General features: G+C 70.3%; 16 protein-coding genes. 3 read left to right on the top strand and 13 right to left on the bottom strand.

Annotation, left to right across the window (positions count from 1 at the left end):
- Nucleotides 1-25: 25 nt before the first annotated feature.
- From mmsB to ACFYY2_RS23635, 6 genes are all read right to left on the bottom strand, one after another.
- On the bottom strand, nt 26-1270 hold the full coding sequence (gene mmsB / locus ACFYY2_RS23660) for a multiple monosaccharide ABC transporter permease (protein WP_388745996.1): 1245 nt from the start codon (nt 1268-1270) through the stop codon (nt 26-28).
- On the bottom strand, nt 1267-2817 hold the full coding sequence (mmsA, locus tag ACFYY2_RS23655) for a multiple monosaccharide ABC transporter ATP-binding protein (RefSeq protein WP_388745992.1): 1551 nt from the start codon (nt 2815-2817) through the stop codon (nt 1267-1269). Before mmsA ends, mmsB begins: the two co-directional genes overlap by 4 nt.
- 32 nt (nt 2818-2849) lie before the next feature.
- Nucleotides 2850-3959 (bottom strand): multiple monosaccharide ABC transporter substrate-binding protein, encoded by a 1110-nt coding sequence (gene chvE, locus ACFYY2_RS23650; protein WP_388745990.1) that lies wholly within the window; start codon nt 3957-3959, stop codon nt 2850-2852.
- Nucleotides 3960-4089: 130 nt separating this feature from the next.
- On the bottom strand, nt 4090-5073 hold the full coding sequence (locus ACFYY2_RS23645; protein WP_388745988.1) for a hypothetical protein: 984 nt from the start codon (nt 5071-5073) through the stop codon (nt 4090-4092).
- 111 nt (nt 5074-5184) lie between these two features.
- Nucleotides 5185-6204 (bottom strand): zinc-binding dehydrogenase, encoded by a 1020-nt coding sequence (locus ACFYY2_RS23640; protein ID WP_388745986.1) that lies wholly within the window; start codon nt 6202-6204, stop codon nt 5185-5187.
- Nucleotides 6201-7355, bottom strand: coding sequence for a mandelate racemase/muconate lactonizing enzyme family protein (locus ACFYY2_RS23635; RefSeq protein WP_388745983.1), 1155 nt, complete (start codon nt 7353-7355; stop codon nt 6201-6203). Before ACFYY2_RS23635 ends, ACFYY2_RS23640 begins: the two co-directional genes overlap by 4 nt.
- Before the next feature lie 111 nt (nt 7356-7466).
- Between ACFYY2_RS23635 and ACFYY2_RS23630 the strand changes: the two genes are divergently transcribed.
- On the top strand, nt 7467-8252 hold the full coding sequence (locus ACFYY2_RS23630) for an EI24 domain-containing protein (protein ID WP_388745981.1): 786 nt from the start codon (nt 7467-7469) through the stop codon (nt 8250-8252).
- Between the two features lie 11 nt (nt 8253-8263).
- Here the strand turns inward: ACFYY2_RS23630 and ACFYY2_RS23625 are convergent, their stop codons facing one another.
- Nucleotides 8264-9256: an aldose epimerase family protein gene (locus tag ACFYY2_RS23625; RefSeq protein ID WP_388745979.1), complete on the bottom strand. Its 993-nt coding sequence runs from the start codon at nt 9254-9256 to the stop codon at nt 8264-8266.
- Nucleotides 9257-9267: 11 nt separating this feature from the next.
- Entirely contained in the window at nt 9268-10179 is a 912-nt protein-coding gene (locus ACFYY2_RS23620) for an SGNH/GDSL hydrolase family protein (protein WP_388745977.1), read from the bottom strand.
- Between the two features lie 363 nt (nt 10180-10542).
- Here ACFYY2_RS23620 and ACFYY2_RS23615 point away from each other — a divergent pair, with 363 nt between their 5' ends.
- Nucleotides 10543-11037 carry a DUF3145 domain-containing protein gene (locus tag ACFYY2_RS23615; protein WP_329037019.1) on the top strand — a complete coding sequence of 165 codons (495 nt, stop codon included), beginning with the start codon at nt 10543-10545 and terminating at the stop codon, nt 11035-11037.
- 253 nt (nt 11038-11290) lie between these two features.
- Here the strand turns inward: ACFYY2_RS23615 and fabF are convergent, their stop codons facing one another.
- The 5 genes from fabF to ACFYY2_RS23590 form a co-directional block, all read right to left on the bottom strand.
- Nucleotides 11291-12553 (bottom strand): beta-ketoacyl-ACP synthase II, encoded by a 1263-nt coding sequence (gene fabF, locus ACFYY2_RS23610; protein ID WP_388745974.1) that lies wholly within the window; start codon nt 12551-12553, stop codon nt 11291-11293.
- A gap of 79 nt (nt 12554-12632) precedes the next feature.
- Complete coding sequence (locus ACFYY2_RS23605) at nt 12633-12881, bottom strand: acyl carrier protein (protein ID WP_028439857.1); 249 nt, start codon at nt 12879-12881, stop codon at nt 12633-12635.
- A 62-nt stretch (nt 12882-12943) separates the two neighbouring features.
- Nucleotides 12944-13975: a ketoacyl-ACP synthase III gene (locus ACFYY2_RS23600; protein ID WP_147963269.1), complete on the bottom strand. Its 1032-nt coding sequence runs from the start codon at nt 13973-13975 to the stop codon at nt 12944-12946.
- Nucleotides 13976-13988: 13 nt separating this feature from the next.
- A complete protein-coding gene (locus ACFYY2_RS23595; protein WP_388745972.1) occupies nt 13989-14903 on the bottom strand; it encodes an ACP S-malonyltransferase in 915 nt (304 codons plus the stop codon).
- A gap of 89 nt (nt 14904-14992) precedes the next feature.
- Nucleotides 14993-16192 carry a helix-turn-helix domain-containing protein gene (locus ACFYY2_RS23590; RefSeq protein ID WP_327118978.1) on the bottom strand — a complete coding sequence of 400 codons (1200 nt, stop codon included), beginning with the start codon at nt 16190-16192 and terminating at the stop codon, nt 14993-14995.
- 78 nt (nt 16193-16270) lie between these two features.
- Between ACFYY2_RS23590 and ACFYY2_RS23585 the strand changes: the two genes are divergently transcribed.
- Nucleotides 16271-16942: a pirin family protein gene (locus ACFYY2_RS23585; RefSeq protein WP_388745970.1), complete on the top strand. Its 672-nt coding sequence runs from the start codon at nt 16271-16273 to the stop codon at nt 16940-16942.
- Nucleotides 16943-16955 lie beyond the last annotated feature (13 nt).

The raw sequence follows: 16955 nt of genomic DNA, 5'->3' as shown, positions 1-16955 counted from the left end.
ACAACTCCTTCTCGAAGGCGAAGTGTTACGAGCCGACCTTGCGCTTGTTCCAGACGTCGAAGCCGACCGCGGCCAGCAGGACGAGACCCTTGATGACCTGCTGGTAGTCGGTGCCGATGCCGACGAGGTTCATGCCGTTGTTCAGCACACCCAGGACGAGACCGCCGATGATCGCGCCGAGGACCGTGCCGACACCGCCGCTCATCGAGGCGCCGCCGATGAACGAGGCTGCGATGGCCTCCAGTTCGAAGTTGAGGCCCGCCTTGGGCGAGGCCGCGTTGAAGCGGGCGGCGAAGACCAGACCCGCCAGGGCCGCGAGCATGCCCATGTTCAGGAAGACCAGGAAGGTGACCTTCTTGTCCTTCACGCCCGACAGCTTGGCCGCGGGCAGGTTGCCGCCGATCGCGTAGATGTGGCGGCCGATGATCGCGTTGCGCATCAGGTAGCCGAACCCGACGACGAGCACGCCGAGGATGAGCAGCACGACCGGGGCGCCCTTGTAGCTGGCCAGCAGCAGGGTCACCACGAGGACGGCCGCGACCAGCGCCACCAGCTTGAGCAGGAACAGCTTGGCCGGCAGCACGTCGAGCGCGAACTCCTGCTGGCGCTTGCGGTCACGCACCTCCTGGAACACCACGAAGGCGATCAGGGCGAAGCCCAGCAGCAGGGTGAGGTTGTGGTAGTTGGTGCTGGGGCCGACCTCGGGGAGGAAGCCGTTGGCTATCTCCTGCAGGTCCTTCGGGAAGGGGCCGAGGGTCTGGCCCTTCAGGAAGATCTCGGTGAGACCGCGGAAGAGCAGCATGCCCGCGAGGGTCACGATGAACGACGGTATGCCGAGGTAGGCGATGAAGAAGCCCTGCAGCGCGCCCGCGACGGCGCCGATGGCCAGGCACAGCACCACGGCGAGCGGCCAGGGGAGATCGTGCTCGACCATCAGCACGGCGGCCATCGCACCGATGAACGCGGTCAGCGAGCCGACCGAGAGGTCGATGTGGCCCGCGATGATGACGAGCATCATGCCGATCGCGAGGATCAGGATGTAGCTGTTCTGCAGCACCAGGTTGGAGACGTTGCGCGGCAGCAGCAGGTCGCCGCCCGACCACACCGCGAACAGCACCACGATCAGGCCCAGGGCCATCAGCATGCCGTACTGGCGCATGTTGCGGCGCATACCGCCGAGCACCAGCTGCAGCAGGCCGTCGCCGGAGGCCGGCCCGCCCTTGCCGGCCGGTGCGGGGGCCGGGGTCCTGTCGGTCAGGTCCGTACTCATCGGGTTACCTCGTTGTCCTTCGTCATCTGACGCATCAGCGCTTCCTGCGAGGCCTCGGCCCGCGAGAACTCGCCCGTCAGCCGCCCCGCGGCCATCGTGTAGATGCGGTCGCACATGCCGAGCAGCTCCGGCAGCTCGGAGGAAATGAAGACGACCGCCTTGCCCTCGGCCGCCAGCCGGTCGATGACCGTGTAGATCTCGTACTTGGCACCGACGTCGATGCCGCGCGTGGGCTCGTCCAGGATCAGCACCTCGGGACCCGCGAAGATCCACTTGCTGAGGACGACCTTCTGCTGGTTGCCGCCGGACAGCTTGCCCACCGGCTCGAAGACGGTCGGCGCCTTGATGTTCATGGACCTGCGGAAGTCCTCGGCGACCTGCCGCTCCCCGTGCTCGTCGACCACACCCCGCCGGGCGACCTTGCCCAGGGCGGTCAGCGAGATGTTCCGGTTGATGGTGTCGATGAGGTTGAGGCCGTAGTGCTTGCGGTCCTCGGTGGCGTACGCGATGCCGTGCTTCACCGCCTCGGGGACGGACCTCGTACGGATCTCGGTGCCGTCCCGGAGGACCGTGCCGCCCGCGTAGCGGCCGTAGGAGCGGCCGAAGACGCTCATCGCCAGCTCGGTGCGGCCGGCGCCCATGAGACCGGCGATCCCGACGATCTCGCCGCGCCGCACCTCGATCGAGACGTCGTCGACGACCTTGCGCTGTTGGTCGATGGGGTGGTGCACGGTCCAGTTGCGGATCTCCAGGGCGGGGGCGGCCCCCTCCTCCGGGTGGTGCGGGGTGCGCTCCGGGAAGCGGTGCTCCAGGTCGCGGCCGACCATCCCGCTGATGATCCGGTCCTCGGTCGTCTCCGCCGCCTTCACGTCGAGCGTCTCGATGGAGCGCCCGTCGCGGATGATCGTGACCGAGTCGGCGACCCGGCGGATCTCGTTCAGCTTGTGCGAGATGATGATCGAGGTCATGCCCTGGTCCTTGAGCTGCAGGATCAGGTCGAGGAGCTTGCCGCTGTCCTCGTCGTTGAGCGCCGCCGTCGGCTCGTCGAGGATGAGCAGTTTCACCTTCTTCGACAGCGCCTTGGCGATCTCCACCAGCTGCTGCTTGCCCACGCCGATGTCGGCGACGCGGGTCTCCGGGTGCTCGTCGAGACCGACCCGGCGCAGCAGTTCGCCCGCGTGCCTGAGGGTGTCGTTCCAGTTGATGAGCCCGCGCCTGGCGTGCTCGTTGCCGAGGAAGATGTTCTCCGCGATGGAGAGGTACGGCACCAGCGCCAGCTCCTGGTGGATGATCACGATGCCGTGCTGCTCGCTCGCCCGGATGTCCTTGAACCGGCACGTCTCGCTCTCGAAGAGGATGTCCCCCTCGTAGCTGCCGTGCGGGTGGACACCCGAGAGGACCTTCATCAAGGTCGACTTGCCGGCGCCGTTCTCCCCGCAGATGGCGTGGACCTCGCCCTGCCGGACGGTCAGTGTGACGTCCGAGAGCGCTTTGACGCCGGGAAAGGTTTTGACGATCGAGCGCATTTCCAGGACGGGTCCCGCCATGGTCTTGCCTTCCAATCCTTGAGGGAGCCCGGTTACTTGAGGTCGTTCTCGGTGTAGTAGCCGCCGTCCACGAGGACTTCCTTGTAGTTGGCCTTGTCGACGCTCACCGGCTGCAGCAGGAAGGCGGGGACGACCTTGACACCGTTGTTGTAGGACTTGGTGTCGTTGACCTCGGGCTTCTTGTCGTTCAGGACCGCGTCGACCATGTTCGAGGCGACCTTGGCGAGCTGGCGCAGGTCCTTGTAGACGGTCTGGGTCTGCTCACCCGTGATGATCGACTTCACCGAGGCGACCTCGGCGTCCTGGCCCGTGACGACCGGCATCGGCTTGGCCTTGGTGCCGTAGCCGTCCGACTTCAGGGCGGAGAGGATGCCGATGGAGATGCCGTCGTAGGGCGAGAGCACGGCGTCGACCCGGGCGCTGCGGTAGCTGGACGTCAGCAGGTCGTCCATGCGCTTCTGCGCGGTGCCGCCGTCCCAGCGCAGGGTGGTGACCTGGTTGAGGGCGGTCTGCTTGGACCTGACGACCAGTTCGCCCTTGTCCACGTACGGCTTGAGGACGTTCATCGCGCCCTGGAAGAAGTACTTGGTGTTGTTGTCGTCGTTGGAACCGGCGAACAGCTCGATGCTGAAGGGGCCCTTCTTGCCGCTCCCCAGGCCGAGCTTGTCCACGATGTACGTGCCCTGCAGCTCGCCGACCTTCTCGTTGTCGAAGGAGGCGTAGTAGTCGACGTTCGAAGAGCCGAGGATCAGCCGGTCGTAGGAGATCACCGGGATGTCGGCGTCCTTGGCCTGCTGCAGCACGTTGGCGAGGGACTTGTTGTCGATCGCGGCCACGATCAGGGCGTCCACACCCTGCGTGATCATGTTCTCGATCTGCGAGACCTGCTGGTCCGGGTCGTCCTCGCCGTAGGCGAGCTTGGTCTTGTACCCCTTGCCCTTCAGCTCCTTCACGACGTTGGCCCCGTCGGCGATCCAGCGCTCGGAGGACTTGGTCGGCATCGCGATGCCGATGGTGGCGCCGTCGCTGCCTCCCTTGTTCTCGTCGCTGCCGCCTTCGCTGTTCTGACCGCAGGCGGTCAGGGTGAGGGCGAGGGAGGCGGCGGAGGCGATGGCGGCAAGTGCGGCTCTGCGGTTGCGCATAGTCATCATCCTTGGTGTGGGTCAGGGCTCGGTCCGGAGACACCGGAACGCTGGAAGCGGATCTACCGAGAACGGGTGTGTGGGATTGTGCGCGGCTGTGTCGTCTTTTGGGGAGACTGTTTCCGGAACGTTATGACGAGATCTCGAAGCGGTTGAGCGAGCCCGGCAGGCGGGTGCCGAGCGCGGCCATGCCTCCGTCCGCCCCGTGACGGGCGAGCAGGTCCAGGGCGAGCCGGCCACGCCGCACCCGCTCCTTCGCGGTGGCCAGTGTCAGCTCCCGCAGGTGCTGGCCGTACGGGTAGATGCCGGGCGACTTGGACAGGCCGAACTTCAAATACAGCGGGGCGCCGCGCCTGATCAGTTCGGCGACCTCGTACATCCGCACATAACCTCCCAGGTCGTCCGGAGCCTCGATGTAGACGTCCATCGGCGCCCCCGAAACCCGCCGGATCTCGGTGAACTGAGCGAGGGTCAGATCGGACGGGACGTTGACCGAGTCGGCGCCCAGTCCTTCGAACACGGCGTACGACGCCGGGTTCACGGGCCCGATCAACGCGGACACCTTGAAGGTGGTGTCCGCGGGCAGGGCCCCCTGCTCGCGGAGCCGGTGCAGGGTCCAGAGCACTCCCTCGTCGGCCACGAGCAGGCACTTCACCCCCAGCCCGGTCGCGCGCAGGGCGTCCTCGACGCAGCCGGCCAGGGCGTCGTGGCCGCGTGCCCGCAGGCCCGCGCCACCGGAGTCCGTACGCACCGAGGCGCCGGTGTCCCAGGTGCCCCGCGGTCCCGTGAACAGGCAGAGCTCGATGTCCCGTTCGGCGCAGCCCTCCACCATCTCGGTGATCTCCGCGTCGGTCAGCATCCAGATGCCGCTGCCCTGGCTGATGCGGTGCACGGGCACGTCGAGCCTGGCGGACTCCTTGAGTACGACGCCCAGGGCCTCCGGGCCCTCCACGGACGGCACCTCGGTGCGCCAGCTCCCTCCGTCGGGGAAGGCGTGCGGCGAGGCGTCTGCCGGGGACAGGGGCGCCGGGCCGAGGCCCAGCGCGGGGAGCACGGCCTCGCCGGGGCGGCGGGGGCCGGCCGTGCCGGGGGTGGGGGCAAGCGCGTCGTTCACGACAGGTCCTTCATGTTCGGTATTTCGGACGACATTCGGATCTCGGGGTGTGCGCCGGTACGGAGGCGGTCAGGGCGCCGCCGTACCGGCGCACGGTTCAAGGAGGGCCGGTCAGGGCCGCAGCAGCACCTTCCCGGTGTCCGGAGCCCCGCTGCCCACCAGCGCCACCGCTTCGGCGAACCGGTCGAGAGGGAACTCGTGGGTGATCAGCGGCGCCGGGTCGAGCAGCCCGGCCGTGAACGCCCGCACCGCGTGGGACCAGGCCGCCGACGGCGCCCCGAACACGCTGCGCACGGTGAGCTGGCTCAGCGACAGGTGCACGGGGTCGATCCCCACGGCTCCCGGGGTGAACATCCCCGTCAGCACCACCCGACCCCCGCGCCGCGCCAGCAGGCACGCATCGGCGGCGGTGGACGGCGCCCCGGCCGTTTCCACGACCAGGTCGTAGCGGCCCCGGACCTCCTCCGCCTCCTTCGGGTCGAGCGCCTCGCCCGCTCCGAAGTCCAGGGCCCTGGAGGCCCGTTGCTCCCGCGGGTCGATCACCGTGAGTTCGGCGGGCGACACCGCGGCCAGCAGCTGGACCGCGAGCAGCCCGAGCGTGCCCGCGCCCAGCACGGCGATCCGCTCACCCGGCTCCGGAGCCCCGGCCCGCACCGCGGCCGCGATCACCGCGGCCGGCTCCAGCAGGGCGGCGGCCCGCAGGTCCGCGTCGTCGGCCAGCGGGTGGAGCAGTCGGGCGGGGACGACCACGTGGTCGGCGAACGCACCGGGCCGGGTGAACCCCGTCTCGTCGTAGCCCGCCGTGCACAGGGAGGTCTCGCCGTGTCTGCACCGCTCGCAGCGTCCGCAGGCCCGGAAGCCCTCGGCGACCGTGCGCCGTCCCTCCAGCGCGGGATCGACGCCCTCGCCCACGGCGTCCACCGTCCCGGACCACTCGTGTCCGGGCACCACGGGGTAGCGCACGTAGGCCGGGTCGCGGTGGCCGTCGTACAGCTCGCGGTCGCTCATGCAGACCCCGGCCGCCGCGACCCGCACCCGGACCTCGCCGGGGCCCGGCTCCGGGAGCGGCCCCTCGGTCAGCCGGTGGCTGCCGGGCCGCTCCACGACCAACGCGCGTGATACGACGCTCACTTGGGCTGCCTCTTCTCCCAGCCGTCCGCCCACAGGTCGAACCGCGCCTGCTGCTGCGGGAACTCGGCCGCCGCTTCCACGTCCAGCTCCACGCCGAGCCCGGGGGCGTCGGAGAGCTCGAAGCAGCCGGTGGCGGGGTCGACGACCGGGGCGCCCTTGACGACCTTCTTGATGTCGGCGTCCGCGAAGTCGTTGAAGTGCTCAAGGATCTTGAAGTTGGGCGTGCAGCCGGCGACCTGGAGGCTGGCCGCGGTCAGCACCGAACCGCCCACGTTGTGGGGTGCGATCAGCGTGTAGTGCGTCTCCGCGGTCGCCGCGAGCTTGCGGGTCTCCAGGATGCCGCCGATGTGGCCGACGTCCGGCTGGATGATGTCGACGGCCTGCGACTCGAACAGCTCACGGAACTCGATCCGGTCGTGGATGCGTTCACCGGTCGCGATCGGCAGGTCCACCTTCTCCGCGACCTTGGCGAGCGCCTTGAGGTTCTCCGGCGGCACCGGCTCCTCCAGCCACGCCGGGCGGAACGGTGCCATCTCGCGGGCGATCCGCACCGCCGTCGACGGGCTGAACCGCCCGTGCATCTCCAGCATCAGCTCGGTGTCGGGACCGATGGCGTCCCGCACGGCCTCGATGAGGGACACGGCGTAGCGCGTCTCCTCCTGGCCCAGCTCGAAGTGGCCCGTGCCGAAGGGGTCGATCTTCAGCGCGCGGTAACCGCGCTCCACCACGCCCTGCGCGGCCTTGTGGTAGGCCTCCGGGGTGCGCTCCGTGGTGTACCAGCCGTTGGCGTAGGCCTTGACCCGGTCGGTGACCTTCCCGCCGAGCAGCTGCCACACCGGGACGCCCAGGGCCTTGCCCTTGATGTCCCAGCAGGCCATCTCGATGACCGCGATGCCGGACATCACGATCTCCCCGGCCCGCCCGTAGTCGCCGTACTTCATCCGCTTGACGAGGTCCTCGACCGCGAACGGGTCGGACCCGGCGATGTGGTTGGCCGTCGCCTCCCGCAGATAGCCGAGCAGCGCGTCGGTGCGGCCCAGCATCCGGGTCTCACCGACACCGGTGAGGCCCTCGTCGGTGTGGACCTGGACGTAGGTGAGGTTCCGCCACGGCGTGCCGACGACATGCGTGCTGATTCCGGTGATGCGCACGGGTGTTGCCTCTCGTGGTGTTCGGTATTTCGTCACTCGTTCGAAATGCTGGCGTGACCGTAATGACGGGCCAGGGGCGGTGTCAATGGTTCGCGCAAGTACGCTGACGCCATGAGTGATCTCGGGGCGGGTTTCGGGTACTTGATAAAGGGGCAACGCTGGGCCTTCGGGCACGGCCGGTGGTTCGGCTTCGGTCTCCTGCCCGCGCTGATCACCCTCGTCGTCTACGCGGGCGCGCTCGTCGGACTCGGTTACGGCGCCGACGACTTCGCCGGCTGGGTCACCCCGTTCGCCGACGACTGGTCCTCACCCTGGCAGGGGCTCCTGCGCAACACCCTGGTCGTGCTGGTCTTCGTCCTCGGCCTGTTCCTCGCGGTGGTCACGTTCACCGCCGTCACCCTCCTGGTGGGCCAGCCGTTCTACGAGTCGCTCTCCGAGGAGGTCGACCGCAGCGAGGGCGGCGACGTGCCCGAGTCCGGACTGCCCCTCTGGCGGGAGCTCTGGATCTCCGCCCGCGACTCCGTCCGCATCCTGCTGCGCGTGGCCTTCTACGGGGTGCTGCTCTTCGCCCTCGGGTTCGTCCCCGTCATAGGGCAGACCGTGATCCCGGCGCTCGGCTTCTGCGTCACCGGCTATTTCCTGGCCGAGGAACTGACCGCCGTCGCCCTCCAGCGCCGCGGCATGGTCCTGAAGGACCGGCTCGTGCTGCTGCGCGGCCGCCGGATGGCGGTGCTCGGCTTCGGCGTCCCGCTCGCCCTCGCCTTCGTGGTCCCGCTCGTCGCCGTGTTCCTGATGCCCGGAGCCGTCGCCGGGGCGACGCTGCTGGCCCGCGACCTGACGGCTCCGCCCGCCGCCCCCGAGCCCGCGCCGGCCCCGCACTCGCTGCGCAAGGGCTGAGCCCCCCGGCGTCAGCGCACCGAGAAGCCGTACACCGTCGTCGAGACGAACTCCTCGCCCGGGCGCAGCACGGTGCCCGGGAACTCCGGGCGGTTCGGGGAGTCCGGGAAGTGCTGGGTCTCCAGCGCGATCCCGGCGCACGGCCCGAACGGGTCTCCGTCGAGGTGGTCCGCGGTGTACAGCTGGAGCCCCGGCTCCGTCGTGCGGACCGTCAGCAGACGTCCGGACGCGGGGTCGTACAGCTCCGCGACCGGCTCCCCGCCGGTCTCGTCCAGCACGTAGTTCGTGTCGTAGCCCGGCCCCACCGGCTTCGGCTCGCGGAAGTCGAAACGGGTGCCGTCCACCGGCGCCAGCTCGCCCGTGGGAAGGGACTCCGCGTCCGCCGGCGTGATCCGTCCGGCCGCCAGCCGCAGTTCGTGCCCCAGCGCGCTGCCGCTGTCCGCGCCGGCCAGGTTCCAGTAGGTGTGGTTCGTCAGGTTCAGCACGGTCGGCGCGTCCGTCGTCGCCCGGTAGCCGATCCGCAGGGCGCCGTCCGTGTCCAGGGTGTACGTCACGCCGACCGCGAGCCGCCCCGGGAAGCCCTCCTCGCCGTCCTCCGCGACCAGGGAGAGCCGCACGCCGTCCGGCACCGCCTCGGCGTCCCAGACGCGCTTGTCGAAGCCGCGCCCACCGCCGTGCAGCGTGTTGCGGCCCTCGTTCCTGGTGACCCGGTGCGTCCGCCCGTCCAGGACGAAGGAGCCGCCCGCGATCCGGTTCGCGTACCGGCCCACCACGGCGCCGAAGTAGGGGCCCGTGTGCGTCTCGTACCCCTTGACGTCCGGCAGCCCCAGGGCCACGTCCGCCCGGTCGCCGTCCCTGCCGGGGACCTCCACCGACTGCACCACGGCGCCGTACGTCAACAGCCGCACCAGGACGCCCGCGCGCTCCAGGGTCCAGCGACGGACCGGCGTGCCGTCCGCGAGCGTGGAGAAGTCTTCGCTGTGTACCGCCGCACCCGTCGTCATGATCAAGAACTTTACGCCGGGGGGCCGGCCGCCGTGACGTTGCGGTAGGCGATCTCCGCCAGCCTGGCCTGGCCGTTGCGGCCCGGATGGAACCAGTCCCACTCGCTGAGCTGCTTGCCGGTGAAGCGGTAGTCGAACACCGCCCCGCCGTCGTCACGGCACAGCCTGTCCCTCGCGCAGACGTCCCGCAGGACCTCGTTGTACGCGACGACCCGCTCCCGCACCGCGTCGCGCCGCGCGACGGCGGCCGCACCCATGTCGTCCGCGTCGCCCAGCATCGACCGGCAGATCCCCAGTTTCCAGATCTGCCTGCCGAGCGGGTTCGCCCGCCCGGCCGACCAGAGCCGCTTGAGGTCCGGGACGCTGGAGACGTACAGCTGGGCCTTGGGGGCCCCGGCGCGCAGCTGCCGTACCGCTGCCTCGAACGACGCCCGGAAATCGGCCACGGGGGTCATCAGCCGCACCGAGTCGCGACAGGCGTCGTTCGCGCCGATCATCACGGTGACGAGTGCGGGGTCCTCCTTCGCGGCCAGCGCCATCTGCTCCGGCAGCTGCGCCATCCGTGCGCCGGACACGGCGTGGTTCCAGCTGTGCGCCGGCGCCTTCGACGCCCCCAGCAGGCGTACGGCGAGGCTCCGCACCCCGGTGTCGGTCCCGGTGGCCCAGGACACCTCGGGGCAGTCGGCCAGGACCGAGCAGGCGTCGAAGCCCCGGGTGATGGAGTCCCCGACGGCCGCGACGGACGCGGGGCTCGCGTCCCACGCCGGCGAGGGCGAGGGGCTGCGCGGCCCGGCGGCGCCCGGTGCGGCACCGGCCTGACCGGAGGACGAGCATCCCGTGAGCGCGATGCCCGCGACGACCGCGACCGCCGTCAGAGTGACACCGCCGCCGCGTGCGCGACGGTGTGACGAACGCTCGCGCATCACTGTCTCCCCTCAGGTCACACGGGTGATTGTGCCCCTGGCACAACCGGACAGCCCCAGGTGGCGGGCCCGCGCGCCCTCGCGGGTGAATGCTGAGGGAATCATGGGCCCGGGACCGACGGTACGTCACACGCCCGGCCCCGGCGCACGGTAGCTTTTCCCCGTCGAACCAGTGGCGCCCGACCGGCCCGCGTATGAATCGGCGGGGTCCGGTAAGTTATCTCACGTCACATACTGTCCCTTTTCAGGAGATTCACTCCCGATGCTGTTTACTGATGACAACCTCGGGAGCCGGCCGGGAAGAGGCGGTACGGGCGCGAGGCCGCTGGGGAAGGCGAACCTCGTCCCACACTGGAGGTCCCGGTGACGACACGTGGAGTCCTGTACGTTCACTCCGCACCGCGCGCGCTGTGCCCGCATGTCGAATGGGCGGTAGCGGGTGTGCTCGGTGTGCGGGTCCAGCTCGACTGGATCAGACAGCCGGCCTCGCCCGGCACCTGGCGGTCCGAATTCTCCTGGAAGGGCCGCGCCGGCACCGCCTCGGAGCTGGCCTCCGCCCTGCGCGGCTGGGACATGCTGCGCTTCGAGGTGACGGCCGAGCCCTGCCCGACGGCCGAGGGCGAGCGCTACAGCTCCACGCCCGGCCTCGGCATCTTCCACGCCGTGACCGGTATGCACGGCGACATCCTGATCCCCGAGGACCGGCTGCGGGCCGCCCTGGCACGCTCGGTGAGCGGCGAGACGGACCTGGAGGCCGAGGTCGCCAAGCTCCTGGGCAAGCCCTGGGACGACGAGCTGGAGTCCTTCCGGCACGCGGGCGAGGGCGCCCCGGTCCGCTGGCTGCACCAGGTCGTCTGACCGGGCCGGCGCAGGCACAAGCCCGCCCGTCCCGCTGCGCGCACGCGCGGCCCCGCGCCGGCGCGCACCCATGGACCTTCGCGCGGCCGCCGGCCGCCGGCCCCCGCCCCGGCGTGCCCCCGGTCCGCCCCGTCCACCCCGGTCCGCGGCATGCCGGAGGCCTGCACGGCCCGGGGGCCGCGAAACGCGAGAGGCCCGCACCCCCGGCCGGAGAATCACCGGGTGGGGTGCGGGCCCTGCACCGACAGGACGGTCAGACGGAGCGGAACGCGAGCACCACGTTGTGGCCGCCGAAACCGAACGAGTTGTTGATCGCGGCGATCGAACCCTCCGGCAGGGCGCGCGGCTCGCCGCGCACGATGTCGGCGTCGACGTCCACGTCGAGTTCGTCGACGTTGATCGTGGGCGGTGCCATCCGGTTCCGCAGTGCCAGCACGGTCGCCACGGTCTCGATACCGCCCGCGCCGCCCAGCAGGTGACCCGTCATCGACTTCGTGGCGGAGATCGCGACGTGGTCCAGGTCGTCGCCCAGCACCTGGCGCAGCGCCTTGATCTCGGCGATGTCACCCTGCGGGGTGGACGTGGCGTGCGCGTTCAGGTGAACGACCTCGGACGGCTTCAGGTCCGTGGAGTCCAGCAGGTTCCGCATCGCGGCGGCGATCCCGCGCCCGCTGGGCTCGGGCTGCGCGATGTGGTGGGCGTCGGCGGACAGGCCCTGGCCCAGCACCTCGCAGTAGACCCGGGCGCCGCGCGCGGCGGCGTGCTCCGCGGACTCCAGGATCACGACGCCGGCACCCTCGCCGAGGACGAAGCCGTCCCGGCCGGTGTCGTACGGACGCGAGGCCTTCTCGGGCTCGTCGTTGCTCTTGGACATCGCCATCATGTTGGCGAACGCGGCGATCGGCAGCGGATGGATCGCGGCCTCGGTGCCGCCGGCGACGACCACGTCGGCACGGCCGGTGCGGATCATCTCGACGGCGTACCCGATGGCCTCGGCACCCGACGCGCAGGCCGAGACCGGCGTGTGGACGCCCGCCTGGGCGTTGACCTCGAGGCCGACGTTGGCCGCCGGGCCGTTGGGCATGAGCATGGGCACGGTGTGCGGGGAGACTCGGCGTACGCCCTTCTCCTTCAGCACGTCGTACTGGTCGAGCAGGGTGATCACGCCGCCGATGCCGGAGGCGATGACCGAGCCCAGACGCTCGGGCTGGATCTTCTCGTCCTCACCGGCCTTGCCGGTGAAGCCCGCGTCCGCCCACGCCTCGCGGGCCGCGATCAGCGCGAACTGCGCCGAGCGGTCCAGCTTGCGGGCGAGCGGGCGGGGCAGAACCTCGCTCGGGTCGACGGCCGCGAGAGCGGCGATCCGGACGGGCAGTTCGGCGAAACGTTCGCCCTCGAGAGGCTTGACGCCGGAACGGCCGGCCATCAGACCTTCCCAGGTCGATGCGGAGTCGCCACCCAGCGGAGTGGTTGCGCCGATACCGGTGACGACCACGGTGCGATTGGTCGGGCTCACTGGAAAATCTTCTCCACGTGTAGAGGGTCGTGAATCAGCGGCGCCACCGCCGGGTGGCGACACACGGAACGGGCTGGGATCAGCCCTGGTGCTTCAGGATGTACTCGGCAGCATCGCCGACCGTCTTGAGGTTCTTGACGTCCTCGTCGGGGATCTTGACGTCGAAGCGCTCTTCAGCGGCGACGACGACCTCGACCATGGACAGCGAGTCGACGTCCAGGTCGTCGGTGAAGGACTTGTCCAGCTGGACGTCCTCGACCGGGATACCGGCGATCTCGTTGACGATCTCGGCGAGACCGGTGACGATCTCTTCCTGAGTGGCGGCCATGTTGGCGCTCCTTCGATGTGTTTCTGCAGGGTTCGGGCGTGCGGACGAAAGGTCCGGTGTGCCTAGGGGAGGGTAACGACCGTCGCGGCGTAGACGAGACCCGCCCCGAAGCCGATGATGAGCGCCGTGTCGCCGCTCTTTGCCTGGCCGGTCGCCAGAAGCCGCTCCATAGCGAGCGGAATCGAGGCGGCCGACGTGTTGCCGGTGGTTTCCACGTCACGCGCGACCGTGACGTGCTCCGGCAGTTTGAGTGTCTTCACCATCGAGTCGATGATCCGCATGTTGGCCTGGTGCGGGATGAAGACATCCAGGTCCTCCGGCGAGATCCCGGCCGCTTCCAGCGCCTGCTGGGCGACCTTGGCCATCTCGAAGACGGCCCAGCGGAAGACCGCCTGGCCCTCCTGCGTGATGGCCGGGAACTTGACCTCGCCCCGCTCGTTGAGCGGCAGGTTCGAGACGTCGCCGATGTGGAAGTCGTTCCACGCCACGGTCTGCTTGATCGTCTCGGACTTGTCGCCCTCGGAACCCCAGACCGTGGGGCCGATGGCCGGGTCCTGGGACGGGCCGACCACGACCGCGCCCGCGCCGTCGCCGAAGAGGAAGGCCGTCGCGCGGTCCTCCAGGTCGGTGAGGTCGCTGAGCCGCTCGACGCCGATGACGAGCACGTACTCCGCCGAGCCCTCGACGATCATGCCCTTGGCGAGGGTCAGGCCGTAGCCGAAGCCCGCGCAGCCGGCCGAGATGTCGAAGGCGGCGGGCTTGCCCGCGCCGATCCGGTGCGCGATGTCGGTCGCGACGGCGGGGGTCTGCTTGAAGTGCGAGACGGTGGAGACGATGACTCCGCCGATCTGCTCGGGAGTGATCCCGGCGTCGGCGATCGCCTTGCCCGAGGCCTCCACGGACATCATCGACACGGTCTCCTCGTCGGAGGCCCAGTGCCGGGTGGCGATGCCGGAGCGGGAGCGGATCCACTCGTCCGACGAGTCGATCGTCTCGAGGATCACCTCGTTGGGCACGACACGGGTCGGGCGGTAGCCGCCGACACCCATGATCCGTGCGTACGGGGCGCCCTTGCTGGGCTTGATCTTCGACATGCTCGCGGGCTCCTTAGGCACCCGCGTGCTCGGAGATGAGCGCGCGGGCGGCGTCGAGGTCGTCGGGGGTCTTGAGCGCGAGGGTCTTCACGCCGGGCAGTGCGCGCTTGGCGAGCCCGACCAGCGTGCCACCGGGCGCGGCCTCGACGATGGCCGTGACACCGAGGGCCTTGAAGGTCTCCATGCACAGGTCCCAGCGGACCGGGTTGGCGACCTGGCCGACGAGCCGCGAGATGACCTCGTCGCCGGTGGCGACCGTCTTCCCGTCGGCGTTCGACACGTACGTCACCTTCGGGTCGGTGACCTTCAGGGCGGCGGCGGCGTCGCGAAGCCTGTCCACGGCCGGAGCCATGTGGTGCGTGTGGAACGCGCCCGCCACCTTGAGGGGAACCACGCGGCGCACGCCTTCCGGCATGTCGTCGAGCAGGGCGGCGATCTGTGCCGCGGTGCCCGCGGCGACGATCTGCCCGCCGCCGTTGACGTTGGCCGGGGTGAGCCCCAGCTTCTCCAGGTGCGGGACCGTCACCTCGGGTTCGCCGCCGAGGAGCGCGGCCATGCCCGTCTCGGTGATCGCGGCGGCCTCGGCCATGCCGAGCCCCCGGGTGCGGACGAAACGGAGCGCCGCCTCGTCCTCGACGACACCGGCGAGCGCGGCGGCGGTGATCTCACCGACGCTGTGGCCCGCGACGACGTCGGGGGTGGCGTCCAGGGCGGCGGCCGAGAGGAGACCGGCGGCGACGAGCAGCGGCTGGGCCACCGCCGTGTCGCGGATCTCGTCCGCGTCCGCCTTCGTGCCGTAGTGGGCGAGGTCGAGCCCGATGGCCTCGGACCAGCCCGCGATGCGGTCTGCGGCACCGGGGAGTTCGAGCCAGGGAGTCAGGAAGCCGGGCGTCTGAGCGCCTTGGCCGGGAGCGACGAGTACGAGCACCCTCACACTCTCTCTTGTGGACGGCCCCGGACGCCCGTGGGGACAGGGACGAAGAACCGTCAGGGGAATTGTTGAAGTTCGACAAAAGTCTAGAGCTGGGAGTCGCCGTCGGCCAAGCGCCCCAGGATGAGGGCGATCCGCAGCGTGAACGCGGAACGCACGTCCGAGGGCGACCATCCGGTGACGTCGGTCACACGTCGCAGCCGGTAGCGCACGGTATTGGGGTGCACGAACAGCATCCGTGCCGCGCCCTCCAGGCTGCTTGCCTGCTCCAGATACACACTCAAGGTCTCCAGAAGTGCCGAGCCCGCCTCTTCGAGCGGTCTGTAGATCTCCTCCACCAGCTGATCGCGTGCGGCGGGATCACCCGCCATCGCGCGCTCCGGAAGGAGATCGTCCGACAACACGGGGCGCGGTGCGTCCTGCCACGCCGAACAAGCCTTGAGGCCGGCCGCGGCCGCCTGTGCGGACCGGGTGGCCGCGAGCAGGTCGGGTACCACCGGACCGGCGACGACGGGACCGGCTGCGTACGGGCCGATCAGCGACTTCGCGACGTTCAGGGGGTTGTCGCTGCCACCGGCGATCACGACCAGGCGGTGACCGAGCACGCCGGTCAGGACCTGGAGCTTCGCGTGCCGCGCGGCCCGCCGGATGGCCTCCACGGTGAGCTCGCTGTCCCCCTCCGGGGCGGTGCCGAGCACGACGCAGACGTGTTCGGGGGAGTTCCAGCCGAGCGCCGCCGCCCGGGACACGGCGCCTTCGTCCGCCTCGCCCGACAGCACGGCGTTCACGACGAGCGACTCCAGCCGGGCGTCCCACGCGCCACGGGCCTCGGCCGCCTGCGCGTACACCTGGGCGGTGGCGAAGGCGATCTCGCGCGCGTAGACGAGCAGCGCCTCACGCAGCACCGACTCGTCGCCGGGTGCCGCGACCTCGTCGATCGCGGCCTCCATGACCTCGATCGTCGTACGCACCATCTCCACGGTCTGCCGCAGGGTGATGGCCCTGGTCAGCTCGCGCGGAGCGGTGCCGAACACGTCGGTGGAGATCGCCTGCGGCGTCTCGGGGTGACGGAACCACTCCGTGAACGCGGCGATACCGGCCTGGGCGACCAGGCCGATCCAGGAACGGTTCTCGGGGGGCATCGCCCGGTACCACGGCAGCGCCTCGTCCATGCGCGCGATGGCGTTGGCGGCCAGCCGGCCGGAGGACTGCTCCAGGCGTTTCAGGGTCGCGGCGTGGAGATGGGCGTCGTTCGCGGCGGGCTGCTCAGGATCGGGTCGGGGCACGCACACAAGACTGCCTTATCGGGACACGGACCCGCAGGGGCGGGGCGGCCGAGCGCCCACCGGGGATACCGTGGGCGCGTGATGGACGTACGCCGCTCCGGCGACCGCTTCCGCGGCGGGGACCAGGCCACGGGTGACTCCGCGGGCATCGAGACGCTGCACGCTTTCTCCTTCGGGCGGTTCTACGACCCGGACAACCTGCGGTTCGGGCCGATCCTGGCATGCAACGAGGAGCGTCTCGCCCCCGGCGCCGGCTTCGACGAGCATCCGCACAGCCACACCGAGATCGTCACCTGGGTGGTGGAGGGCGAACTCACCCACCGGGACTCGGCCGCACACGCCACCGTCGTACGGGCCGGTGACGTCCAGCACCTCAGTTCGGCCGGCGGGGTGCGGCATGTCGAACGCAACGACGGCGCAAGGCCGCTGACGTTCATTCAGATGTGGCTGGCCCCTCTGGAACCCGGCGGGGAACCCGCGTACACCCATGTCGCCGGGATAGCCGACTCCACCCCGTACGCCCTTCCCGAGGCGGGTGCGATGCTCCACGTCCGCCGCCAGTCCGAGGGCGAACGCACCGCCGTGCCCGACGCGGTGGGCGTCTACGTCCACGTCGTGCGCGGGCGGGTGCTCCTCGGGGGCGAGGAGCTGGGTCCGGGCGACTCGGCGCGGATCACGGGGGCGAACGGTCTGGAGCTGGAGGCGCTGGAGCGGTCCGAGACCCTGGTCTGGGAGCTCGCCTCGGTGTGAGGGCGGGACCGCT

Source organism: Streptomyces sp. NPDC001822 (genome assembly GCF_042892135.1).
Taxonomy (GTDB): domain Bacteria; phylum Actinomycetota; class Actinomycetes; order Streptomycetales; family Streptomycetaceae; genus Streptomyces.
The sequence above is the reverse complement of the archived record's forward strand: the minus strand, read 5'-3'. Positions and strand labels throughout refer to the sequence as shown.

Coding starts and splice junctions, on each gene's coding strand:
- chvE (WP_388745990.1), bottom strand. CDS start 3,959: ATGCGCAACCGCAGAGCCGCACTTGCCGCCATCGCCTCCGCCGCCTCC.
- ACFYY2_RS23600 (WP_147963269.1), bottom strand. CDS start 13,975: ATGTCGAAGATCAAGCCCAGCAAGGGCGCCCCGTACGCACGGATCATG.
- ACFYY2_RS23620 (WP_388745977.1), bottom strand. CDS start 10,179: ATGCGCGAGCGTTCGTCACACCGTCGCGCACGCGGCGGCGGTGTCACT.
- ACFYY2_RS23605 (WP_028439857.1), bottom strand. CDS start 12,881: ATGGCCGCCACTCAGGAAGAGATCGTCACCGGTCTCGCCGAGATCGTC.
- mmsA (WP_388745992.1), bottom strand. CDS start 2,817: ATGGCGGGACCCGTCCTGGAAATGCGCTCGATCGTCAAAACCTTTCCC.
- ACFYY2_RS23630 (WP_388745981.1), top strand. CDS start 7,467: ATGAGTGATCTCGGGGCGGGTTTCGGGTACTTGATAAAGGGGCAACGC.
- ACFYY2_RS23625 (WP_388745979.1), bottom strand. CDS start 9,256: ATGACGACGGGTGCGGCGGTACACAGCGAAGACTTCTCCACGCTCGCG.
- mmsB (WP_388745996.1), bottom strand. CDS start 1,270: ATGAGTACGGACCTGACCGACAGGACCCCGGCCCCCGCACCGGCCGGC.